The organism is Actinomadura sp. K4S16, assembly GCF_008327685.1.
Classification (GTDB): domain Bacteria; phylum Actinomycetota; class Actinomycetes; order Streptosporangiales; family Streptosporangiaceae; genus Spirillospora.
This window is the reverse complement of the sequence record NZ_BDDE01000031.1, coordinates 38,189-60,613: the sequence shown is the minus strand read 5'-3', so window position 1 is coordinate 60,613 and position 22,425 is coordinate 38,189. Positions and strand designations below refer to the sequence as shown.

23 protein-coding genes are annotated in these 22,425 nt (G+C 74.7%); 9 read left to right on the top strand and 14 right to left on the bottom strand.

What is annotated here, in order from left to right:
- The first annotated feature begins 44 nt into the window (after window positions 1–44).
- Window positions 45–1,268, top strand: a complete 1,224-nt coding sequence (locus K4S16_RS42155; RefSeq protein ID WP_149264724.1) for an acyl-CoA dehydrogenase family protein — start codon at window positions 45–47, stop codon at window positions 1,266–1,268.
- A gap of 13 nt (window positions 1,269–1,281) precedes the next feature.
- On the opposite strand, the gene K4S16_RS42150 is transcribed toward K4S16_RS42155, so the two are convergent.
- Window positions 1,282–2,490, bottom strand: coding sequence for an RNA-guided endonuclease TnpB family protein (locus tag K4S16_RS42150; RefSeq protein ID WP_149264723.1), 1,209 nt, complete (start codon window positions 2,488–2,490; stop codon window positions 1,282–1,284).
- Window positions 2,491–2,621: 131 nt separating this feature from the next.
- On the opposite strand from K4S16_RS42150, the gene K4S16_RS42145 reads away from it, so the two are divergent.
- Window positions 2,622–3,287 (top strand): TetR/AcrR family transcriptional regulator, encoded by a 666-nt coding sequence (locus tag K4S16_RS42145; protein ID WP_149264722.1) that lies wholly within the window; start codon window positions 2,622–2,624, stop codon window positions 3,285–3,287.
- A gap of 7 nt (window positions 3,288–3,294) precedes the next feature.
- Here the strand turns inward: K4S16_RS42145 and K4S16_RS42140 are convergent, their stop codons facing one another.
- A complete protein-coding gene (locus K4S16_RS42140) occupies window positions 3,295–4,314 on the bottom strand; it encodes an ROK family transcriptional regulator (RefSeq protein WP_235037426.1) in 1,020 nt (339 codons plus the stop codon).
- 77 nt (window positions 4,315–4,391) lie between these two features.
- On the opposite strand from K4S16_RS42140, the gene K4S16_RS42135 reads away from it, so the two are divergent.
- Complete coding sequence (locus K4S16_RS42135; RefSeq protein ID WP_149264721.1) at window positions 4,392–5,576, top strand: MFS transporter; 1,185 nt, start codon at window positions 4,392–4,394, stop codon at window positions 5,574–5,576.
- 88 nt (window positions 5,577–5,664) lie between these two features.
- Here K4S16_RS42135 and K4S16_RS42130 read toward each other — a convergent pair whose 3' ends face one another.
- The 8 genes from K4S16_RS42130 to K4S16_RS42095 form a co-directional block, all read right to left on the bottom strand.
- Window positions 5,665–5,868: a cold-shock protein gene (locus K4S16_RS42130; protein WP_067639228.1), complete on the bottom strand. Its 204-nt coding sequence runs from the start codon at window positions 5,866–5,868 to the stop codon at window positions 5,665–5,667.
- A 192-nt stretch (window positions 5,869–6,060) separates the two neighbouring features.
- Window positions 6,061–7,311: a kynureninase gene (kynU, locus tag K4S16_RS42125; RefSeq protein ID WP_235037425.1), complete on the bottom strand. Its 1,251-nt coding sequence runs from the start codon at window positions 7,309–7,311 to the stop codon at window positions 6,061–6,063.
- A complete protein-coding gene (locus tag K4S16_RS42120) occupies window positions 7,308–8,354 on the bottom strand; it encodes an amidohydrolase family protein (RefSeq protein ID WP_235037424.1) in 1,047 nt (348 codons plus the stop codon). The genes kynU and K4S16_RS42120 overlap by 4 nt, the downstream gene beginning before the upstream one ends.
- Window positions 8,347–8,919, bottom strand: a complete 573-nt coding sequence (locus tag K4S16_RS42115) for a 3-hydroxyanthranilate 3,4-dioxygenase (protein ID WP_200842436.1) — start codon at window positions 8,917–8,919, stop codon at window positions 8,347–8,349. Before K4S16_RS42115 ends, K4S16_RS42120 begins: the two co-directional genes overlap by 8 nt.
- Window positions 8,916–9,359, bottom strand: coding sequence for a RidA family protein (locus K4S16_RS42110; RefSeq protein ID WP_149264720.1), 444 nt, complete (start codon window positions 9,357–9,359; stop codon window positions 8,916–8,918). The genes K4S16_RS42115 and K4S16_RS42110 overlap by 4 nt, the downstream gene beginning before the upstream one ends.
- Window positions 9,359–10,102 carry a 2-keto-4-pentenoate hydratase gene (locus tag K4S16_RS42105; protein WP_149264719.1) on the bottom strand — a complete coding sequence of 248 codons (744 nt, stop codon included), beginning with the start codon at window positions 10,100–10,102 and terminating at the stop codon, window positions 9,359–9,361. The genes K4S16_RS42110 and K4S16_RS42105 overlap by 1 nt, the downstream gene beginning before the upstream one ends.
- Window positions 10,102–10,887, bottom strand: a complete 786-nt coding sequence (locus K4S16_RS42100) for a 2-keto-4-pentenoate hydratase (protein ID WP_305790882.1) — start codon at window positions 10,885–10,887, stop codon at window positions 10,102–10,104. The genes K4S16_RS42105 and K4S16_RS42100 overlap by 1 nt, the downstream gene beginning before the upstream one ends.
- 11 nt (window positions 10,888–10,898) lie before the next feature.
- A complete protein-coding gene (locus K4S16_RS42095) occupies window positions 10,899–12,335 on the bottom strand; it encodes a 2-hydroxymuconic semialdehyde dehydrogenase (protein WP_149264718.1) in 1,437 nt (478 codons plus the stop codon).
- 199 nt (window positions 12,336–12,534) lie between these two features.
- Here K4S16_RS42095 and K4S16_RS42090 point away from each other — a divergent pair, with 199 nt between their 5' ends.
- Window positions 12,535–13,464: a LysR substrate-binding domain-containing protein gene (locus K4S16_RS42090; RefSeq protein ID WP_149264717.1), complete on the top strand. Its 930-nt coding sequence runs from the start codon at window positions 12,535–12,537 to the stop codon at window positions 13,462–13,464.
- Here the strand turns inward: K4S16_RS42090 and K4S16_RS42085 are convergent, their stop codons facing one another.
- The 4 genes from K4S16_RS42085 to K4S16_RS42070 form a co-directional block, all read right to left on the bottom strand.
- The gene (locus K4S16_RS42085) at window positions 13,465–14,334 is read right to left on the bottom strand and encodes an alpha/beta hydrolase (protein ID WP_235037423.1); all 870 of its coding nucleotides are present in this window, start codon (window positions 14,332–14,334) and stop codon (window positions 13,465–13,467) included.
- A gap of 76 nt (window positions 14,335–14,410) precedes the next feature.
- Window positions 14,411–14,899 carry an NUDIX domain-containing protein gene (locus tag K4S16_RS42080; RefSeq protein ID WP_149264716.1) on the bottom strand — a complete coding sequence of 163 codons (489 nt, stop codon included), beginning with the start codon at window positions 14,897–14,899 and terminating at the stop codon, window positions 14,411–14,413.
- Window positions 14,896–15,534, bottom strand: coding sequence for a response regulator transcription factor (locus K4S16_RS42075; protein WP_149264715.1), 639 nt, complete (start codon window positions 15,532–15,534; stop codon window positions 14,896–14,898). The genes K4S16_RS42080 and K4S16_RS42075 overlap by 4 nt, the downstream gene beginning before the upstream one ends.
- A complete protein-coding gene (locus K4S16_RS42070; RefSeq protein WP_149264714.1) occupies window positions 15,522–16,742 on the bottom strand; it encodes a sensor histidine kinase in 1,221 nt (406 codons plus the stop codon). Before K4S16_RS42070 ends, K4S16_RS42075 begins: the two co-directional genes overlap by 13 nt.
- 184 nt (window positions 16,743–16,926) lie before the next feature.
- Here K4S16_RS42070 and K4S16_RS42065 point away from each other — a divergent pair, with 184 nt between their 5' ends.
- The 5 genes from K4S16_RS42065 to K4S16_RS46240 all read left to right on the top strand — a co-directional run bounded on the left by K4S16_RS42065 (window position 16,927) and on the right by K4S16_RS46240 (window position 22,420).
- Entirely contained in the window at window positions 16,927–17,658 is a 732-nt protein-coding gene (locus K4S16_RS42065; protein ID WP_200842435.1) for an ABC transporter ATP-binding protein, read from the top strand.
- A complete protein-coding gene (locus K4S16_RS42060; protein ID WP_149264713.1) occupies window positions 17,655–20,114 on the top strand; it encodes an ABC transporter permease in 2,460 nt (819 codons plus the stop codon). Before K4S16_RS42065 ends, K4S16_RS42060 begins: the two co-directional genes overlap by 4 nt.
- Complete coding sequence (locus tag K4S16_RS44800) at window positions 20,111–20,281, top strand: hypothetical protein (RefSeq protein ID WP_160161229.1); 171 nt, start codon at window positions 20,111–20,113, stop codon at window positions 20,279–20,281. The genes K4S16_RS42060 and K4S16_RS44800 overlap by 4 nt, the downstream gene beginning before the upstream one ends.
- A gap of 110 nt (window positions 20,282–20,391) precedes the next feature.
- On the top strand, window positions 20,392–21,231 hold the full coding sequence (locus tag K4S16_RS42055) for a DUF4253 domain-containing protein (RefSeq protein WP_149264712.1): 840 nt from the start codon (window positions 20,392–20,394) through the stop codon (window positions 21,229–21,231).
- 40 nt (window positions 21,232–21,271) lie between these two features.
- Window positions 21,272–22,420 carry a hypothetical protein gene (locus K4S16_RS46240; protein WP_235037422.1) on the top strand — a complete coding sequence of 383 codons (1,149 nt, stop codon included), beginning with the start codon at window positions 21,272–21,274 and terminating at the stop codon, window positions 22,418–22,420.
- Window positions 22,421–22,425 lie beyond the last annotated feature (5 nt).

The following is a 22,425-nucleotide window of genomic DNA, read 5'->3' as shown; positions in this document are numbered from 1 at the left end:
GGGACTCCTCCCGAAGTAACTGACTCGTCAGTTACTCTAGCGGAATGGACTTCGGTTTGAGCGAGCGGGCCCGGGACCACCTCGGCCGCCTCCAGGACTTCATGGACTCCCACGTCTACCCGGCCGAGCCGGTCTACGCGGCGCAGCGGGCGGAGCTGCGCGCGGCGGGCCGCGAGCACCACGTCCCCCAGATCGTGGAGGACCTCAAGGTGGAGGCGCGCAAGCGCGGCCTCTGGAACCTGTTCCTTCCCGACAGCGATGACCCCGCGCACGGCCTCTCGGTCACCGACTACGCCTCCCTCGCCGAGGTGACCGGCCGCTCCCCCAACCTGGCGCCCGAGGCGACCAACTGCGCCGCCCCCGACACCGGCAACATGGAGGTCCTGCACCTGTTCGGGACGCCCGAGCAGAAGGAGCGGTGGCTCGTCCCCCTGCTGAACGGGGAGATCCGCAGCGCGTTCGCGATGACCGAGCCGGACGTGGCGAGTTCGGACGCCACCAACATCTCCACCCGCATCGAGCGGGACGGCGACCACTACGTCATCAACGGCCGCAAGTGGTGGATCAGCGGCGCCGCCGACCCGCGCTGCAAGATCATGATCGTGATGGGCAAGACGGACCCGGAGGGCCACCCGTACCGGCAGCAGTCGATGGTGCTCGTACCGCTCGACGCACCCGGCGTGGAGGTCGTCCGGCCGCTGCCCGTGTTCGGCTACCAGGACCAGCACGGCCACTGCGAGATCACCTTCACCGACGTCCGCGTCCCGGTGGAGAACCTGGTCGGCGAGGAGGGCGGCGGCTTCGCCATCGCGCAGGCCCGCCTCGGCCCCGGCCGCATCCACCACTGCATGCGCGCGATCGGGATGGCCGAGCGGGCGCTGGAGCTGATGTGCGAGCGCGCGGTGTCGCGCGTTGCCTTCGGCGGGCCGCTGGCCAAGCAGGGCGTGGTGCGCCAGCAGATCGCCGAGTCGCGGATGGCCATCGAGCAGGCGCGGCTGCTCACCCTCAAGACCGCCTGGCTGATCGACAAGCAGGGCGTGCAGGCCGCCCGGTCCGAGGTCGCGGCGATCAAGGTGATCGCCCCGCGCGTCGCGCTGGACGTGGTCGACAGGGCGATCCAGGTGCACGGCGGCGCCGGCGTCAGCGACGACACCCCGCTCGCGGCGATGTGGGCCGGGCTGCGCACGCTGCGCCTCGCGGACGGCCCGGACGAGGTCCACGTGCGCTCCGTGGCCCGCGCCGAGCTCGGCAGGTACCTCGGCACTTGACTTCCTCTCCCGCCTAACGGCGGGGGATTCCAGCGGTCGCCCGCTGGGTTTCCTGCTTCGCCGACGACCGCCCCGCCCGGGAGGAGTCACGTTGAGGTCTTACACCGTCTCCACAGGCGGACACCGCCAGCCCGGCGGCCAGGATGTTGCGCGCCGCGTTCACATCGCGATCATGCACCGCCCCGCAGCCGCACGTCCACTCGCGGACATCCAGCGGCAGCTTGCCGCGGACCGTGCCGCAGGCCCCGCACAGCTTGGAGGAGGGGAACCAGCGGTCGACCACGACCAGGTCGCGGCCGTACCAGGCGCACTTGTACTCCAGCATGAACCGCAGTTCCCGCCACGCGGCGTCGGAGATGGCGCGCGCGAGCTTGTGGTTCTTGAGCAGGTTGGCGACGGTGAGGTCTTCGATCACGAGCGTTTGGTTCTCACGGACGAGACGGGTCGACAGCTTGTGCAGCAAAGCGCGGCGCCGATCGGCGATCCGCACATGCACCCGCGCCACCCTGCGGCGGGCCTTGTCCCGGTTCACCGAACCCGGGGCTTTGCGGGCCAGGTTCCGCTGCGCCTTGGCCAGCCGGGTCCGGTCACGGCGCTCGTGCCGGGGGTTGGCGACCTTCTCCCCGGACGACAGAGCCACCAGCGTGCTGATCCCGGCGTCGACCCCGACCGCCGCGTCCCTGGGCGGAGCCGCAGTGACCATGTCCTGGCACAGCAGGGAGACGAACCAGCGTCCGGCGCTGTCGCGGGAGACGGTCACCGTGCTCGGCTCGGCCCCCTGGGGCAGCGGACGCGACCAGCGGATGTCCAGCGGCGCCGCCATCTTCGCCAGCGTCAGACGCCCGTCGCGCCAGGTGAAGGCGCTGCGGGTGTACTCGGCCGACGCACGCGACCGCTTGCGCGACTTGTAGCGCGGATAGGCGGCGCGCTTGGCGAAGAAGTTGGCGAACGCCGTCTGCAGATGCCGCAGCGCCTGCTGGAGCGGAACGCACGACACCTCGGCAAGGAAGGCCAGTTCCGCGGTCTTCTTCCACTGCGTCAGCAAGGCCGACGACTGCGCGTAGGAGATCCGGCGCTGCTCGTCGTGCCAGGCTCGGGTGCGTTCCTCCAGCGCCTTGTTGTACACCAGCCGCACGCAGCCGAACGTGCGCGACAGCTCGGCCGCCTGCTCGCTCGTGGGGTAGAAGCGGTACTTGAACGCCCGCCTGACCTGCCGCTCCATGGCTCACGTTCTAGCAGCTGCACTGCGAGCCAGTCTGACGGACGGCGAAAGGCCCCGACTTCGCCGACCTACTCCGCAAGGACCTGTTTCCTCCCCGGCCTGAAGGCCGGGGAGGAAACGAAGGAGAAACGATGACGAACGGCACGGGGGAGGCGGCGCCGGGCGCGCGGCGGCGCATGCCGCACGCCCGGCGCCGCGAGCAGCTGCTGCAGGTCGCGCTCGCGGAGTTCGGCCGGCGCGGCTACCACCTGACCCAGATGGAGCACGTGGCGGCCGCGGCGCAGGTCTCCAAGGCGCTGCTGTACCAGCACTTCACCTCCAAGGAGGAGCTGTTCGCCGAGATCACCGAGGTGATCGTCGCCGAGCTCACCGGCAGGCTGAACCGGGCCGTGCTCGCGGCGCACGGCTCGGCCGACGGCATCCGGGCGATGATCCGGGTGCTGTTCGACTACGCCACCGAGGAGCCGGACGCGTGGGCGCTCGTGGTCCGGCATCTCGACAAGCCCGAGGTGGGGCTGGAGCTGCGGGAGCTGCGCGACCGCCTCGGCACCGCGTTCGCCGACCTGCTGCTGCGCCGCCGCCGCGCCGACCCGGCGCTGTCGCCGGCCGCGCTCGCGGTGAACGAGCGGCGGGCGCGGCTGCTCGTCCCGCTGATGTACGGGTCGATGCTGTCGATGGTGTCGTGGTGGCTGGAGCATCCCGACACGCCGCGCGAGCGCGCCGAGCAGATGGCCGTGGAGTTCATCTGGCTCGGCCTCGACCGGCTCCGGGCGGGCGAGCGCCTGCCGAAGGCGTGAGGCGCCCCTAGCCGAAGACGTCGTCGCGGACGAGGTCGAGGGCGGTCAGGACCGCGCCCCGCAGCACGGCGTCGCCCTCGACGCGGCTCGCCCGCACCTCGGTGGCGGCCGGGCTGAGGACGCCCAGGTGCCCGGCGACCAGCTCCGCGAGCCGGTCGCCGCCGGCGCGGCCGAACGCCCCGCCGAGCACGACGAGCCCCGGGTCCAGGACGGCGACGAGCACGAACACCGCCTCGGTGATGCGCGCGGCGACCGCCTCGTCGCCGAGGCCCGCCACGGCCGCCGGGTCGAGCAGGCTGCAGAACTCCGTGCCGCCGAACTTCAGCAGGCCCACCTCGCCGGCGCCGCCGGAGGCGCCGCGCCGCAGCCGCCCGTCCAGGACGAGCGCCCCGCCGACGCCGTCGTCCAGCCAGAGCAGCGCGAAGTCGTCGCGGCCGGCCGCGGCGCCCTCCCGGTGCTCGGCGACGGCGCCCAGGTTGACCTCGTTCTCCACGAGCACCGGCGCGCCGAGCCGGTCGCGGAGCGCCTCCCCGAGGTCGGGCCTGCCGCCGGGGACGTGGTCGCCGGTGGCGCGCCCGGTGCGCGGATGGATCAGTCCGGGGGTGCCGAGCACCACCGTGTGCAGCGTGCGGCCGTCCGCCGCCTCGGCCACGGCTCCGGCGACGACCGCGGCGAGGTCGGGGGACGGCGGCAGCGGCCGGGACGCCGCCCCCACCGGGTTCCCCGCGATGTCGGCGACGCCGACGTGCACGGCGTCGCGGCGCAGGTCGACCCCGGCGATGTGCGCACGGTCGGCGACCAGCCCGTAGAGGCGGGCGTTCGGGCCCCGCCGGTCGGCGCCGGCCTCCCCCGCCACCTCGATCAGGCCGCCGGCGCGCAGCCGCTCGATCAGGTCGGACACCGTCGGGCGCGACAGCCCGGTCAGCGTCCGCAGCTGCGGCGCGGTCAGCGGGCCGCGCTCCAGCAGCAGGTCGAGCGCCAGCCGGTCGTTGATCGCGCGGGCCATCGTGGGGTCGGCGGTCTTCACGCCCCCATGCTAGTAGGCAGGGAGCCTGCCTGATTTTCTCTTTTCATCAGGAAGCCTGCCTGTTAGTTTTTGGGACCATGAGGTCTCCCCACCGCGCCATCGCGGTCGTCTTCGTCCTGCACGGCGCCGTCGCCGGCTCCCTCGCCACCCGCATCCCCTGGATCCAGGACCGGCTCGACCTGTCCCCCGGCGTCCTCGGCCTGGCGCTCCTCTGCCCGTCCGCCGGCGCGTTCGTCGGCATGCCGACCGCGAGCCGCGTCGCGCACCGGATCGGCGAGCGCCGCGCGACCCGCCTGCTGATCGCGGCCTGGTGCGCCGCCGTGGCGCTCCCCGCCCTCGCCCCGGCGCCCGCCTTCCTGTTCGGGGCGATGCTGCTGTTCGGAGCCGCCGCCGGCATGTCCGACGTGGTGATGAACGCGCACGCGGTGTCGGTGGAGCGGCACCTGGGGCGGCCGATCATGTCCGGGCTGCACGGCCTGTGGTGCGTCGGCAGCCTCGTCGCGGGCGGCGCCGGCATCCTGGCCGCGCACGCGGGGCTCGACGCCCGGCTGCATCTCGGGCTGGTCGCCGCCGTGCTGGTGGCGGCGGGCGTGCCCGCTGGGCGCGGGCTGCTGGACGTCCGCCCGGACCCCGGCGCTCCGGCGCCGCGCCGGTTCGCCCTGCCGACCCGGGCCGTCCTCGCCATCGGCGTCGTCGGCTTCTGCGCCATGTTCGCCGAGGGCGCGAGCACCGACTGGACCGCGGTCTACCTGACCGAGGTGGCGGGCGCGGGCCCCGGGCTGGCCGCCGCGGGCTACACGGTCTTCGTCGCGTGCATGGCGGGCACCCGGCTCCTCGGCGACCGGCTGGTGCGGCGGCTCGGTCCGGTGCGGGTGGTCCGCTGCGCGGGCGTGGTGGCGGTCATCGGCGGCGCGACGGTCACGGCGTCCCGAGCGCCCTGGCCGGCCGTCGGGGGCTTCGCGCTGCTCGGCGTCGGCGTGGCGACGGTCGTGCCGCTGGTCTTCACGGCGGCGGGCTCCGCCGGCGCCACCCCCGGGGAGGGCGTGGCGGGCGTCGCGACGATCACCTACCTGTCCGGGCTGACCGCGCCCGCCGTCACCGGCTGGACGGCCGGGGCGCTGTCCTACCCGGCCGCGTTCGCGATGATCACGTGCGTGGTCGCGGTGATGACCGTGTCGGCCGGCGCGCTGGCCCCGCGCGGCGGCGCCACCGCGCGGCCCCCGGCGGAGCCCGCCGAACACGCCGGGTCTGCGCTGCCGTAGGCGGGGCCGGCCGCGCACGGCCGCCGGGCATGCGAAAGGCCGGGGACACGCAGAGCGTCCCCGGCCTCATCTGAGATCCGGCAGGACCTTAGAGCGGGTAGACGCCCTCGGCCTGCGGGCCCTTCTGGCCCTGGGTGATCTCGAACCCGACGCGCTGGTTCTCGTCGAGGCTGCGGTAGCCGTTGGTGGTGATCGCCGAGTAGTGGACGAACACGTCGGGGCCGCCGCCGTCAGGCGCGATGAACCCGAAGCCCTTCTCAGCGTTGAACCACTTCACGGTGCCTTCGGCCATGGTCTTTCCCTTCCGGGTAAAACGTCTCCGGTCCGCCGGTCGGCGGCCCGGGCTGCAAGCGGACTCACTCACGCCCGCCGGTCACCCGGAGAAAACGCTTCGAGACTGCTTGGCGCCGGCCGGCCGGGCCGGTGCCATCGTGCAACGCAGACGAACTTACCCGATGCGGGGCGGACCCATGCACCGACACACCTAAAGAAGATCGGCGAGTGCCTCGGCGGCGCGGTGGCAGTCGTGGAACGTGCAGTACAGCGGGACGGGCGCGAGCCGGATGACGTCCGGTTCGCGGGCGTCGGCGATGACGCCGTGCGCCGCGGCGAGCCGCCGGACGAGCCCGCCCGCGTCCGGCACCCGCAGCGAGAGCTGGGCTCCGCGCGCGGCCGGGTCGGACGGAGTGACGACGTCGGCGCCGAGGTCCGCGAGCCGGGCCGCCAGGTGGCCGGTGAGGCGCTCGCTCTTGGCGCGCAGCGCGTCCATCCCGACCCGGTCGAAGATCTCCAGGGAGGCCAGCACCGGCGCGAGCGCCATGATCGGCGGGTTGGACAGCTGCCAGGCGTCGGCGGAGGCGGGCGGCGCGATCGCCGGGTCCATCCGGAACCGGACGGCCGGGTCGGTGCCCCACCACCCCGACAGCTTCGGCACGGAGGAGTCCCGGACGTGCCGCTCGTGGACGAAGCATCCCGCGACCGCGCCCGGACCGCTGTTGAGGTACTTGTAGGTGCACCAGGCGGCGAAGTCCACGTCCCAGTCGTGCAGCCGCAGGGGGACGTTCCCCGCGGCGTGGGCGAGGTCCCACCCGACGACGGCGCCGGCGGCCCGGCCCGCCTTGGTGATCGCGGGCATGTCCATCAGCTGGCCGGTCAGGTAGTTGACCCCGCCGAGCAGGACGAGCGCGACCGTGCCGCCCTCGCGTTCGAGGAACCCGACGACGTCCTCGGTGCGCAGGTTGTCCTCGCCGTCGCGGGGCCTGAGCCGCACGACCGCCTCGGCCGGATCGAGCCCGTGGTGGACGGCCTGGCTCGCCACCGCGTAAGAGTCGGACGGGAACGCGGTGTCCTCGATGACGATGCGGGTGCGGGCCCCGGCGGGCCGGTAGAAGCTCGCCATCATCAGGTGCAGGTTGACCGTCAGCGAGTTCATCGCGACGACCTCGTGCGGGCGCGCCCCCACGAGGCGGGCGGCGGGCCCCCGCAGCAGCTCGTGGTAGTCCACCCAGGGGCGGCGGGCCTGCGTGTGGGCCTCGACGGCGAGCCGCGCCCAGTCGTCCAGCTCCTCGCGGAGCCGCCCGGCCACGCTCCTCGGCTGGAGCCCGAGCGAGTTGCCCGCGAAATAGGCGGCCTCCTCGTAGGGCCCGCCGGGAGCGGGCGGGATGAGGAACTCCCCTCGCAGCGTGGGCAGCGGGTCGGTCGCGTCGAGGCGCCGCGCTTCTTCCTCCAGGGTCACTGCGTCATTCCTTCGGTGGTCACCAGGTCGTGGGCGGGCGCGAAGAACTCCTCCGCGTTGCCGCCGAGCAGCAGGGCGCGTTCGGCGTCGTCCAGGCCGGGGCAGGCCCGGATGGTCGCGCCGGGGTCCTTCTCGCCGAGCGGGAACGGGTAGTCGGTGCCGAGCATGACCCGTTCGGGGCCCATCACGTCGACGAGCAGCCGGAGCGCGCGCGGGTCGAACACGGCCGAGTCGACGTGGAAGCGGCCGACGTACTCCGACGGCGGGCGCGGCGAGTCGGCGCGGACGATGTCGCGGCGGTGCCAGGCGTTGTCGGCCCGCCCGAGCAGGAACGCGAAGCTGCCGCCGCCGTGGCAGAAGCACAGCCGCAGGGACTCAGGGAGCCGCTCGAAGGCCCCCGACAGCATCAGCCCGAGGATGCTCAGCTGCGTCTCGGCGGGCATCCCCGCCAGCCACGGCAGCATGTGGCCGCGCATCCGGTCGGCGCCGAGCATGTCCCACGGGTGCGCCAGGACGGGCAGGCCGAGCTCCGCGCAGTGCGCGAGGAACGCCGTGATCCCCTCGTCGTCGAGGTTGCGGTCCCCGACGTGGTTGCCGATGTGGACGCCGCGGTGCCCCGCGGCGGACGCCCGCGTGGCGACCTCGCAGGCGAGCTCCGGATCCTGGAGCGGCACCTGGCAGAGCGGCACGAGCCGGTCGGGGGCGTCCGCGCAGAACGCGAGGATGCGGTCGTTGACGAGGTCGCACCAGTCGGCGGCGCGGGACGGCTCGGCGGCGTACCCGAACATCAGCGGCGTGGACGAGACGGCCTGCCGGTCGACGCCGGCGGCGTCCATGTCGGCCACGCGGCGAGCGGCGTCCCAGAGCGCCTCTCCGACGGGCCGGTACTCCTGGTCGCCGCACATCATCATCCCGGCGCCGCCGCCGTCGACGCGCAGCCACGGCTCGCCCTCGTCGGCGAGGATCCGCCCCTCGGCCCGGCCGATCCGCGGGAAGACGTGCGTGTGGACGTCGAAGACCGTCACGAGGGCCCCGTCAGACACGGGGCGCCGTCGTCGGGGTCATCGAGCGCGGCCACTGCCGGCCCGGGTGGACCGCGCCGCAGTTCGGGCACGTGCGGTCACCGCCGTAGAAGCCCTCGAAGGCGGGCGGCAGGTCGTCGACGATCGAGCGGACCTGGAGCTCGGCGCGGTGGACGAGGTGGTGGCACTCGGTGCAGTACCACTCGAACGCCTCGGTGAGGCCCTCCGGGCGCGGGATCTCCACGACGAGGCCGATCGACCCGGGCTCGGGCCGCTGCGGCGAGTGCCGGACGTGCGGCGGCAGCAGGAAGACGTCGCCCTCGTTGATCTGCAGGTCGGTGGGCGGGCGGCCCTCCTCCTCCATGACGCGGAGCACCATGTTGCCCTTGAGCTGGTAGAAGAACTCCTCGGTCGGGTCGTCGTGGAAGTCGGTGCGCTGGTTGGGGCCGCCGACCACCATGATGATCAGACCGGCGTCCTCGAACACCTGGACGTTGCCGACCGGGGGCTTCAGCAGGTCCCGGTGCTCCTCGATCCAGGCGTCGAAGTTGAACGGCCGTCCGAACGTCAGCTGGGGCAGGGTCATGCTCCGCCCTCCTTTCCGGTCCGCGTCGCCTGCGGGATGTGCGCGACGCACGAGATCTCGATGAGCAGATGCGGGTGCGGGAGCTGGTGGACTGCGACGGTCGTGCGGGCGGGGCCGGTCTCGTCGAAGTACTCCCCGTAGACCTCGTTGTAACCGCCGAAGTCGTTCATGCTCACCAGGTAGGTGGTCACGTTGACGACGTCGGACAGCCCGCCCCCCGCCGCCTCCAGCAGGTCGCGGATGTTCTCGATGACGGCGCGGGTCTGCTCCCGGATGTCGAGGTCGGTGACGCCCATCGCGTCGGCGCTCGCCCCGGCGAACGTCCCGTCCGGGCGGCGCGAGCTCGTGCCGGACACGAAGACCAGGTCGCCCGCGCGCCGCAGGTGCGGGAACCGCCCGCGCGGCCGCGCCTTGCCCTCGACCAGGATCGCCTCGTCCATCAGGTCGTCACCTCCACGGCGCCGAGACCCGCGCCGACGACCCGGACATGGGCGTCCTTCGGCAGCGGGACGGCCGCCGTCGCGGCGCCGGCGAGCACGATCCAGCCCGGCTCCAGCGTCAGCCCGGCGGCGAGCGCGAGCCGCGCCGCCGCGCGCAGCGACCGCACCGGGTCCCCGAGGATCGCGGCGGACGAGCCCGTCTGCACCGGGCGCCCGTCGATCTCCAGCAGGAGCCCGGTGTTCGACAGGTCGCGGGGGGCGTGCCACGCGCCGACGCCGAACCGGGCCGCCGAGGCGTTGTCGGCGATGACGTCCGGGAGGGTGAAGTCGAAGTTCTCGTAGCGGGAGTCGAGCACCTCGAAGCCGACGGCGACGCCGGCCACGGCGGACTCGACCTCGGCGGCGGAGCGGACCTCCCGCCCGATCAGGTACGCGATCTCCGGCTCGACGCGGGGATGGACGAGGCGGGACACGTCCACCGACGACTCGGCCGCCATGCCGTCGGTCAGCAGGCCCCAGATGACGTCGTCCACGCCCATCTGGACCATCTTGGCGCGGCTGGTGAACCCCATCTTCACCCCGGCGAGCCGCTCGCCCCTGCGGCGCCGCCGCTCGATCCCGGCGCGCTGGACCGCGTACGCCGTCGCGACGTCCAGAGGTGTCCGGGCGGTCAGCTTCGGGATCGCCCGGACGTTCCGGGCCGCCTCGTCGAGTTCCGCCGCGAGCGCGTGCACGTCGGCCATCAGGACTCCTCCTTGCCGAAGGCGACGCGGACGTCGCCGAGGCCGTCGATGCGCGCCTCGAACACGTCGCCCGGGTTCGCCGGGACGACCGGGCCGAGCGCGCCGGTCAGCACGGTGTCGCCCGCGCGCAGCGGGCGGCCGACCCGGACGAGGGTGTCGGCGAGCCACAGCGCGGCGTTCAGCGGGTGCCCGAGGCAGGCGGCGCCGTTGCCGGTCGAGACCTGCTCGCCGCGCCGCTCCATCACCATCCCGCACAGGCGCAGGTCGACGTCCTTGAGCGGGACGGGGCGGTTGCCCAGCGCGTACATGCCGGAGGAGGCGTTGTCGGCGACCGTGTCGGCGAGCGTGATGTCCCAGTCGCGGACGCGGCTGCCGACCACCTCGATGGCGGGCAGCGCGAACGCCGTCGCCCGGATCACGTCGGCGGCGGTGTGCCGCTCGTGGGTCAGGTCGTGCTCCAGCACGAGCGCCACCTCGGCCTCGGCGCGCGGCTGCAGGACGGCGCCGGCGGGGATCTCCTCCCCGTCCGGGACGGCCATGTCGGCGAACAGCATCCCGAAGTCGGGGCTGTCCACCCCGATCTGCGCCTGGACGGCGCGCGACGTCAGCCCGATCTTGCGTCCGGCGAGGCGGCGCCCCTCCCCCAGCCACCGCTCGGTCAGCCGGTCCTGGACGGCGTAGGCGTCGTCGGCGGTGGTGATCAGGTCGCGGACGGGGGCGCACGGGGCGCCGGCGGCGTAGGCGCCGAGGAGCCGCTCGGCGGCGGCCTCGATGTTCGTGGTCACTGGGCTCGCTCTCAGATCTGGATGCAGACGTTGACGGGCTCGGAGAAGAAGTCCAAGGAGTACTCTCCCCCCTCCCTCCCGATCCCGGACGCCTTCACGCCGCCGAACGGGGTGCGCAGGTCGCGCAGGTTCCAGCAGTTCACCCAGACGATCCCGGTCTCGACGCGCGGCGCCACCCGGTGCGCCCGCGACAGGTCCCGCGTCCACACGGTGGAGGCGAGGCCGTAGGGGCTGTCGTTGGCGAGTGCGAGGGCCTCGTCCTCGGTGTCGAACGGCGCGACGTGGCAGACCGGCCCGAAGATCTCCTCCCGCACGCTCCGGGCGGTCTCGGGGAGGCCGGTGAGGACGGTCGGCTCGACGTGGAAGCCGCCGTCCCGCGCGTCCCCGAACTCCGGCGCGCCGCCGCCCGCGACGACCGTGGCGCCCTCCTCGCGGGCGAGCTGGTAGTACGACAGGACCTTGTCGCGGTGCTCGGCCGAGATCATCGGCCCGTAGCCCTCCAGCGCCCCGGCCCGCTCCCCGAGCCTCGCGGTGAACTCCTCGAAGACGGGGCGCTCCACGTAGACGCGCTCGGTGCACAGGCAGATCTGCCCGGAGTGGGTGAAGGAGGAGCGGACCGTGCCGTCCACGGCGGCGTCCAGGTCGGCGTCGGCGAAGACGAGCGCGGGGTTCTTGCCGCCCAGCTCGAACGAGACGGGGGTGACGTGGTCGGCGGCGTTGCGCATGATCGCCGCGCCGGTGGCCGACTCGCCGGTGAACGCGATCGCGTCGACCCCCGGGTGCCCGGTGAGGAACTCGCCCGCGGCGCCGGGGCCGTGCCCGTGCACGAGGTTGAACACCCCGTCCGGGAGGCCGGCGTCGTCGATCACCCGGGCGAGCAGCGTCGCGGTGGACGGCGTCTCCTCCGACGGCTTGGCCACCACGGTGTTCCCGCACGCGAGCGCGGGCGCGATCTTCCAGGTGGACAGCAGCAGCGGCAGGTTCCACGGCGAGACGATCGCCACCACCCCGAGCGGCCGGCGCACCGTGTAGTTGAGCGCCTCGCCCGTCCCGGAGCTCCATCCCGGGACCCGCGTGGTGTAGGCCCGCTCGGGCCGCCCGTACAGCAGGTCGGCGTAGGCGCGGAAGTTGCCGACGGCGCGCGGCACGTCGACGGTCTCGGCGAACGCGCGGGGCCGGCCGGTGTCGGCGACCTCGGCGTCCACGAACTCCTCGAACCGCGCCTGGATGCCGTCCGCGACGCGCCGCAGCGCCGCGGCCCGCTCCTCGGCGGCCATCGCGCCCCAGGGGCCCTTCAGCGCGGACCGGGCCGCGGCCACGGCGTCGTCGACGACCTCCCGCGTGGCCTCGGGGACGGTGCCCAGCTCGGTGCCGTCCACGGGTGCGATGAGGGGGAAGGCCGGACCGTCCGTACGGAACACCCCGCCGACGTAGTGCTCAGCCTTCATCCGTTTCCTCCCGCGTGGCTCGACATCCTGATCCTCTGCCCGCGAAGCTATGCCTGGCAAATACCAAACCACCCGGCCGATATGACGGAACGGGTATGCCGGAGGCCGTGGCCGGAGGGCCGCGCTCCCCCGCCCCGCCCATACCCGGACGGTGACCCGCGGGCCGCCGGTTATGACCGATCTGTGATACCAAGGCGGCATGCGCGCGATCGACCTGCTCAACGGACGGCTGAAGCTGCGGCACCTGGTGCTCGTCGTCGCCGTCGCCGACCACGGCAGCGTCCTGCGCGCCGCCGAGCACCTGCGGCTCGCGCAGCCCGCGGTGACGCGCAGCCTGCGCGAGGTGGAGGGCGTCCTCGGTGTGGAGCTGTTCACCCGCGGCCCGCGCGGCATGACCCCGACGATGTTCGGCGACGCGTTCGTCGAGCACGCCCGCGCCGTCCTGGCCGAGCTCCGCCGCGCCGGCGAGCGCATCAGCGGCCTGGCCGACGGCGAGGTCGGCACGGTCACGATCGGCACCCTGCTCGCCGGCTCCAGCGTCCTGCTCCCCCGCGCGATCGCGGCGCTGAAGAGGGACCGGCCCGGCGTCACCGTGATCGTCCAGGAGGCCACCTTCGACGCGCAGGTCCCCCGCCTGCTGGACGGTGAGATCGACCTGATCCTCGGCCGCCTCAACCCGATCGACGACCTGCGCGGCCTGCGCCAGATCACCCTGTACGGCGAGCCCGTCCGCCTCGTCGCCCGCCGCGGCCACCCCGCGCGCTCGGTGCCGGGCCTCGGCCTCGCCGACCTGCTCGCCTACCCGTGGGTGCTGCCCCTGGAGCGGACGGCGCTGCGGTCGGAGCTGGAGCAGGTCTTCCGCGCCGAGGGCCTGGAGCCGCCCGGCAACCTGGTCGAGTGCACGTCGGTGCTGACCGTGCGCACCCTCGTCCGCGACACCGACATGATCGCCGCCCTGCCCGAGCTGGTCGCGCGGACCGACGCCGACATCGCGCCGCTCCCGGTGCCGCTGAAGACCGTCCGCCGCCAGGTGGGCGTCACGCTCCCCGCGCACCGCGCCCCGACCCCGTCCGCCCGGCTGATGCTGGAGCATCTCCGCGGTGCGGCGGCCGAGATCACCGCCGGCTGATCACACCGCGCGGACCAGGTCGACGAGCGCCCGGCCGGCCATGGAGTCCGGGTCCGCCAGGTCGAGGACCACGTCGAAGTGGTCGCGGGCCGGGACGACCATCAGGTCCCCGGCGTCCCAGCGCGGATGGAACATGCGGGACTGCGCGAGGAATCCGTCCCCGTCGTGCTCCGCGACGGCGATGACGGCCGGGCAGCGGTACTCCGCCGGCAGCAGCGCCGGGCTGAGCGCCGCCGCGCGCTCCAGGTCCAGCCGCACGTACTCGTTGACGTAGACGCGGGTGATCGGCCGGATGTCGAACAGCCCGCTGAACGGCATCGCGGCCTTGACGACGTCGGCGGGCAGCCCGAGCGGCTCCTGCCATCCGCCGACCATGGTCATGCCGGTCAGGTGCCCGCCCGCCGAGCTGCCCCCCACCACGATCCGGTCGGGGTCGAGGCCGTGGTCCCGCCCGTGCCGGTGGACCCAGGCCACGGCCGCCCGCACCTGCCGGACGATCTCCTCCAGCGTCGCCTTCGGCGCGAGCGTGTAGTCGGGAACCACGGTCGCGATGCCCTGCTCGTGGAGCGTCCTCGCCATGAACGACGACACGTCCCGCGACAGCGCCATCCAGTAGCCGCCGTGCAGGAAGACGAACACCGGGCGCGGCTCCCCGCCGGTGCCCCAGACGTCGAGGCGCTCCCCGCTCGCCTCGTCGTAGACGATCCCCGGGTGCCCGGGCAGGCCCGCGACGGCCGCCTCCGACATGGCCCGGTAGCGGGCCATGTGCCGGTCGAACAGCTCGGGTCCGGCCTTCCTGCGCACGTTGTAGGCGACGTCCAGTTCCTCGTCGCTCAGCTCGCTGCCCGGCCAGTCGTCCAGATCGCTCACGGGAGCACCTCCCCCTCCAGGGCCAGCCTCCCGCCCGCCGGGGAGACGATCAAATACCCTTCCCGGCCTTCCGGTATCACGCCTCCGCCATACCCCGTCCCTCGCGCCCGGCGTCCTGCCCGCCGGGCACGAGGCCGGGGAGGTCGCCGGCGTGGTCGCGCAGGTAGGCGGAGAGCATCTCGGGGACGAGGCGGAGGGCCCCGAGGGCGTCGGGAGTGCATGGGACGCGGTCCACGTCGTAGCGGCCGTTCGCGGGGTCGTCGAACTCGGGGCCGTGCCGGCGCGACAGGTCCATCGCCACCAGGCGGCAGACGTAGAAGGTGTTGAGGCGGTGCAGCTCGGGGCTCTGCTCGGCGCACGCGAAGACCTGCCGGACGGGCCCGGCCATGGCCCCGAGCTCCTCGTCCAACTCCCGGCGCAGCGCGGCCTCCGGTGACGCGTCGGTGGGCTCGATCTTTCCGCCGGGGGTCGTCCAGTAGACGGGGCGGCCGGGGACGGTGCGGCGCAGGAGGACGAGCGAGCCGCCGTCCAGGAGGAGGGCGCGGGCGCCCCGGCGGACCCTCACGAGTTCAGGTAGGCCAGGACGGCGAGCACGCGGCGGTGCCCGCTGTCGGTGGGCGGGAGGCCGAGCTTGGCGAACACGGCGCCGATGTGTTTGCTCACCGACCGCTCGGTGATGACGAGGGTCTCGGCGATAGTGGCGTTGTCGAGGCCCTGCGCCATCAGCCCGAGGACCTCGCGCTCGCGGGGCGTGAGTGCCTGGAGCGGGTCCTGCCGGGACGTCATCAGTTGGGAGACCACCTCGGGGTCGAGGGCGGTGCCCCCGGCGGCGACGCGGTCCAGGGCGTCCAGGAACTCGTCGACGCGGCCGACCCGGTCCTTCAGCATGTAGCCGACGCCTCCGGCGCCGCCCGCGAGCAGCTCGGCGGCGTAGGTCTGCTCGACGTACTGCGACAGGACCAGCACCGGAAGGCCCGGCAGCCGCCTGCGCGCCTCGATCGCCGCGCGCAGCCCCTCGTCGCGGAACCCGGGCGGCAGCCGGACGTCGAGGACGGCGGCGTCCGGGCGGTGCTCCAGCAGTGCGGGCAGCACGTCCGGGCCGCTGCCCGCGGCGGCGACCACCTCGTGGCCGCCCGCGTCCAGCAGCATGACGAGGCCCTCGCGGAGCAGGACGCTGTCCTCCGCGATCACGATCCGCACGGCAGCTCCACCTGAAGCGTCGTCCCTCCCCCGTCGGGGCTGTCGAGGCGGGTCGTCCCGTCGAGCGCCGCCACCCGGCGGCGGATGCCCGCGAGGCCGCTGCCCCGGTCCGGATCGGCCCCGCCCTTGCCATCATCCCGCACGGTGATCGTGAGGCGGGCGGGTTCGCGGCGGAGGACGATCTCGCCGTGCCGCGCGCCGCTGTGCTTGGCGATGTTGGTGAGGGCCTCGGCCACGACGAAGTAGGCGGCGGCCTCGACGGCGGCGGGCGCCCGGCCGTCCTCGACGTGCAGGTCGACGGGGATCGGCTGCCCGGCGGCGAGCGCCCGCAGCGCCCCCGCCAGGCCGCGGTCGGACAGGATCGGCGGGTAGATGCCGCGGATCACCGTCCGCAGCTGCGTGAGGGCCTCCTCGACGCCGTCCCTGGCCTCCAGGAACAGCGTCCGGGCCGCGTCCGGGTCGGCGTCGAAGCGGCGGTCGGCGAGCCCGAGCCGCAGGGCGGCGGCGACGAGCTGGGCCTGCGTGCCGTCGTGCAGGTCGCGCTCGATGCGGCGCAGCTCGGCGCCGTGCGCCTCCAGGGCCTCGGCGCGGGTCTCGGTCAGCTCCTCGACCCGCTCGGCGAGGCTGGTGCGCCGGGTGGGCCCCAGCAGGACCTCGGCGAGCCTGGCCTGCCACCGCACGAGCCTCGGTACCAGCCACAGCAGGATGCCCAGGTCGAACGCCCCCTGCACGAACGGCATCGTCAGCGCCTTGGGCCAGCTGTCCAGGGTGATGAACGCCGACTGGGAGCCCTCGGGCGCCGCCCACCACCACAGCGGCAGCGAGAGCGTGAACGGGATGGCCGGCCACACCGCGACCGCGACCACCGCCGCGACCAGGGCGGTGAGGCCGTGCACCGCCATCCAGGCCGCGTCCCGCCAGGTGGACGGCGACCGCAGCAGGCGGCGCGCCTCGCCGAGGCCGTCGCCTGAGGACGGGCGGTACGGCTCGGGGATCTCGCGGCCGAGGACGCGTCCGGCCCGCCGCCGTTCGGCGTTCGCGAGCGCCCGCAGGGGCTTCACGGCCGACGGCAGCCACGGCAGCACGAGGAACGACAGGACGAGCACCGCCGTGAGCGGGACGAGCCCGGCCATCGCGGGCAGGCCCGTGCGCAGGGCTCCGACCAGCTCGCCGGTCGCCTCCGCGCTGCGTCTCAGAGCTCTGTTCATGTCACCTCGCCGTCACCTCGCAGCACACCGTAAGCGACGCCGGCGCCCCTCGCACCCGGGCCTGCCCCCGGACCGGTGGTGTAGCCCGCTACACCACCGTTTCGGGAGTGCGCGCCCATGTGCCCGACCCCCTCCGGAACCTAGGTTCGTCCAGGTGAGAGGCGATATCCCACGGAGGGGAACCATGACCACGATGACGGCCGAGGCCACCGCGGAGGCGGTAAGCCTGGACGCGGTCACCAAGACCTATGGGGCCGTGCGGGCCCTGGACGGCGTCACCTGGACGTTCCGCCGCGGCGGGTTCACCGCGGTGATGGGGCCCTCGGGATCGGGCAAGAGCACGTTCCTGCACTGCGCGTCCGGGCTCGACCGCCCGAGCGGGGGCACGGTCCGGATCGGCGGGGTGGACCTCGGGCGGCTCGGCGAGGCGAAGCGGACGCGGCTGCGCCGCGAGCGGATCGGGTTCGTGTTCCAGGCCTTCAACCTGATCCCGTCCATGGACGTCGAGCAGAACATCACGCTCCCGCTGCGGCTCGGCGGCGCCGAGCCCGACCCGGCCCGGCTCGAGGAGATCGTCCGGAGGGTGGGGCTCGCCGACCGGCTCCGGCACCGCCCGTCCGAGCTGTCGGGCGGGCAGCAGCAGCGCGCCGCCCTCGCCCGCGCGCTGGTCACCCGTCCGGAGGTCGTCTTCGCCGACGAGCCGACCGGTGCCCTCGACCCCCGCACCGCCCGCGACGTCATGCGGATGCTGCGCGAGGCCGCCGACCTGACCGGCCAGACGATCGTCCTGGTCACCCACGACCCGGCGGCCGCCGCGTGGGCCGACTCGGTGCTGTTCCTCAGCCGCGGCCGCATCGTCGACGAACTGGCCGCCCCGACCGCGTCCGCCGTCATGTCCCGCTGGGAGTCGCTGTGAGGAGCCGGGGGGCGTTCGCCGGGATCTTCGTCGCGCTGGCGTTCGCGGCGGTGCTCCTCGGGGCGTGCGGGGTGCTGCTGGAGTCGGCGCTCCGGGCGCACGCGCCGGTCGAGCGGTTCGGCGCCGCCGCCGCGGTCGTGACCGGCCCCGGGAGCGTCACGGAGCGGTTGGGGAGGTTCGCGGACGCGCCGGAGGAGCAGAGCCGGCCGCTGACCGAGCGCGCCCCCGTCCCGGTCGCGGCGACCGCGAGGCTGCGGGCCGTTCCGGGCGTGCGGGACGTGGTCGCCGACGTGTCGTTCCCCGCGCTGCTCTCCTCGGGAGGGCCGGTGACGGGGCACGGCTGGGAGTCGGCGGCGCTCCGGCCCTACCTGCTGAGCGCGGGCCGCGCCCCGCAGGCGCCGGACGAGGTCGTGCTGAGCCGGTCGCCGGGCGTCGCGCCGGGGGCGGTGGTCCGCATCCAGGTCGACGGGCCGCCCCGCCCCTACCGCGTGTCCGGGCTCGTCGCCGGCGGTCCCGCCGCGGCGTTCTTCAGCACGGCGACGGCCGCGGCCCTCGACGGGCGCCCCGGCCTCGCCGACGCCCTCGCGGTGCTCGGCGACCCCGACGAGGAGGCGCTCCGCAAGGCCGTGCCCGGCCTCTCCGTCTCCACCGGCGCCGCGCGCGGCGACGCCGAGGACCCGGCCGTCGCCGCCGCGCGCCCCGACATCGTCGAGCTGTCCGCGTCGTTCGGCGGCCTCGCCGTGATGACGGCGCTCGTGGTCGTCGGCGGCCTGATCGTGCTGTCGGTGCGGGAACGCGCCCGCGAGTTCGCGCTGCTGCGGGCGGTCGGCGCGACGCCGGGCCAGGTGCGGGCGCGCCTCGTGCGCGAGACGCTGCGGATCGGGGCGCCGGCCGCGCTCGCCGGCGGGGCGCTGTCGCTCGGGGCGGGTGCCGCGCTGCACGCCGCGATGGTGCACAAGGGCGTCCTTCCGGACGGCTTCGGGCTGTCGCTCGGTCCGCTGCCCGCGCTCGCGGCGGTCGCCGTCACGTTGCTCGCCGCCACCGCGACCGCGTTCCTCGCCTCGCTGCGGCTGTCGCGGATCCGGCCCGTCGAGGCGCTGGGCGAGGCCGCCGCCGAGAACCCGCGCCTGCCCCGCTGGCGCGTGGTCACCGGCGGGGCCTTCCTCGTCCTCGGCCTGAACGCGCTCGGGTTCTCCGCCGGCGCCACCGGGCCCGCCGCCAGCGCCTCGATCGGCGGCCTGGTCATCTCGCTCATCATCGCCACGGCCTTCCTCGGGCCGCTGGTGGCGCGGGCCGGGAACCGGGTCCTGGGCCGCGCCGCCCGGGCCGTCTCGCCGGTGGCCGGGCGGATGGCCCAGCACGCGGCCGGCACCGCCGCCCTCCGTGCCGGATCGCTGATCACCCCGGTCGCCCTGGCCGTCGCGTTCGCCGGCGTCCAGCTCTTCGCCCAGTCCACCGTCGTCCAGGCCGCGCGGACGCAGGCGGAGGACGGGAACCGCGCCGACCGGATCGTCGTGGCGGCGGGCCCCGGCCTCCCGCGCGGGGTCGCCGAGGCGGTGCGCCGCGTCCCCGGCGTGACGGCCGCGACGCCGGTCAAGCGCACCACCGCCGTCATGGCGGTCAGGGAGCTGGGCGAGAAGAACCTGCGCTCGCTGAACGGCGCCGGCGTCGGCGCGGACGCCGCCGTAACCCTGGACCCGGGCGTGTCCTCCGGCCGGCTGGGCGACCTGCACGGCGACGCCGTCGCGCTCAGCCGGGACGTCGCAGGCGGCCTGCGCGTCGGCTCGACGACGGCCCTGTGGCTCGGCGACGGGACGCGGATCCGGGCGCGCGTCGTCGCCGTCTACGACCGGGGCCTCGGGTTCGGCGACGTGCTCCTTCCCCGCGACGTCGTGGCCGCGCACTCCTCCTCGCCGCTCGACGACCGCGTCCTCGTCCGCGGCAGGGCGGACCTGGGCGCGGTCACCGCCGCCTACGCCGGAACCCGGGTGCTCACGCCCGCCGGCTTCCAGGAGGGCCTCTCCCACGAGGTCAGGCTCCAGGGGTTCGTCAGCCGGCTGGTCGTCGCCGCGATCACCGGGTTCGTCCTCATCGGCCTCGTCACCACGCTGGCGCTGGCGACGGCGGCGCGCCGCCGCGAGTTCGCGCTGCTGCGCCTGGTCGGCGCGACCCGCCGCCAGGTCCTGCGGATGCTGCGGCTGGAGGCCGCGATCGTCCTCGGCACGGGCATCGCGACCGGGACCCTCATCGCCGCGGTGACGCTGACGGCCTTCGCGGCCCGCGTCACCGGCCTGCCGCTGCCCTCCGTCCCGCCGCTCGCCTGCGCGGTGATCCTCCTCGGCGTCGCCGGGTCAGGCGCCGCCGCGATCCTGCTCCCGGCGCGCGCGGTGCTGCGCCGGCGCACCCCCTCCCTCGCTCTCCTGAAGTCCCCCACTCACCGAAAGGCGCTCCCATGAGCAACTCCACCCGCTGGACCCTGATCGTCGTCCTGGTCGCCGTGAACGTCCTGTCGAACGCGGTCCTCGGCGACGGCTGGGTCCAGATCGCCGTCAGCGCCGTCACCGGCCTCGCGGCGGCCGCCGTCGTGATCGACCTGCTGCTCCGCGGCCGCCGCGAGCCCTGAGCCCGCCGGGGCCGCCCGCCCGGACGACCGAACCGCACGGCTCGTCCCCCGGACGGCCCCTACCGCCGTTACGATCGCCACTGGCATGCTCTGTACCGGAACGGCGTGAAATGGATGATGTGGAGGTCCGGCCCCTGCCGGGCGACCTGCCGCAGCTGTTCGACGGCGGCGCCGAGGAGGGCGCGACCGGCCGGACGCTGTCGGTTCCGCTGCCCGAAGGGGACCTGGTCTGGCCCGACCCCGGGTACCCGCAGCGGCAGCTCCTCATGCGGCCCGCGTTCTGGCTGAGCGACGAGCCGGTCCGCGGCGAGCTGTGGGCCCGGGTCCGCGCCGAGCACGCCCGGTCGGGGCTGTGGCCCCTGCTCATGGACGAGTCCGACCAGCCCTGGGCGGCGGGCCAGATCGCCCCCGAGCCGGTCGCCGAGATCGGCAACTACCACCCCCACGCGTTCATGTACGAGGTGTGGGCGGACTGGGCGGAGCAGGCCGCCGACGACGACCACGGCGATCTCGCCCCGTACGGGCGGCACTGCCCCGGCCCCGCGCCCGCCGGCGTCCCGGTCGACGACCCCGACGCCATGGCCGACCGGCACGCCCGCGCCCTCGCCGCCCGCGGCCTGCCGCTCGGCCTGGTCGCGGTGGAGCGGAGCGCCGACGCGATCGCCGCCGTCGGCTGGCAGGGCGCGCTGAACCACAACGAGTGGACGGCGCCGCTCGCGGCCGTCCTGCGCAGCTGGGAGGACCGCTTCGGCGCCCGCGTCGTCGCGCTCGGCTTCAACACCATGGAGCTCAGCGTCGCCGCGCCGCCCGTGAGCACCCGACACGCCGTCCACGTCGCGGCCGAGCACTGGGCGTTCTGCCCCGACATCCTGTTCCAGGGGCCCGGCACCCTCGCCGGATACGCCGAGGAGATCCGCGGCAAGACCAACTGGTCGTTCTGGTGGGACTGACCGGTCGGCAGGGACGGAAACGGAACGGGGACGGGGACGGATGCGACGCAATGGCAGGGCGCTCTCGGCGGTCATCGCGGCCGGAATCGCCGTCACCCTCGCCGCCGACGTCACCGTGCTCGTCCGGGACCGGACTGAGCGCGCGGACCGCGAGCCCCGCGGAGCCGGGAACCTCGTCTCGGTGGCCGACGCGCCGCGGGCGCCGGCCGTCGCGCCGCTGACCCGCCGCTACACCCCCCATCTGCTGGTCGCCGGGACGTCGACGCTGCCGCCCGCGGCCGTCGAGCGGGCGCGGCGCCTCAAGGGCGTCGCCGGGGTCACGGTCGTGGACGCGGCGCAGGCCAGCGTCGGAGGCCGCCGCATGGGCCTGCTCGGGGTCGACCCGTCGGGGTTCCGCGCGTTCGCGCCCGAGCCGACCGCCCAGTCCGACCAGCTGTGGCAGACCGTCGCGTCCGGCGGCCTGGCGGTGTCGTTCGAGCAGGGCCGGGACGGCGCGCTGCCGCTCGGCGCCGTGGTCCCCGCGGGGCGCAGCACGAAGCCGGGGCGGGTCCGCGTCGGCGCCTACGCCTCGATGGGCATCGGCGACGTCGACGCCGTCGTGTCCCGCGGGCAGGCCCGCGCGCTGGGGCTGCCGGAGGGGAACGGCATGGTCATCAGCGCCCCGAAGGCCGACGCCGCGGCGCTGGCGAAACGGCTGAAGAGGATCCTCCCGCGCGGCACGAGGGTGGCGACGCTGGCGGCGCCGAAGAGCACCGGCGGCACGCCGCGCAGGAGCCTGCCGCGGGTGACCGGGCGGCCGGACGGGGCGGTCGGCGACCGCTCCCCCATCACCGGCAACATGATGACGCCCACGATGCGGACCGCCCTGCTGGAGATCGCCCGGATGTTCGGCCCGTTCCCGGTGATCGGCTGCTACCGCTCCACCGGCGACCCGCAGGACCACGGCGACGGCCGCGCCTGCGACTTCATGGAGAGCACCGGCGGCCGGACGCCGAGCGCCGGCGCGCAGCGGCACGGCGACCAGGTCGCCCGGTACGCCGTCGCGAACGCGCGGCGGCTGGGCATCTCCTACGTCATCTGGAAGCAGCACATCTGGAACGTGCGCGGCGGCGGATGGCGGCCGATGGAGGACCGGGGAAGCATCACCCAGAACCACTACGACCACGTCCACATCTCGGTGCTGCGCTAGCGGCT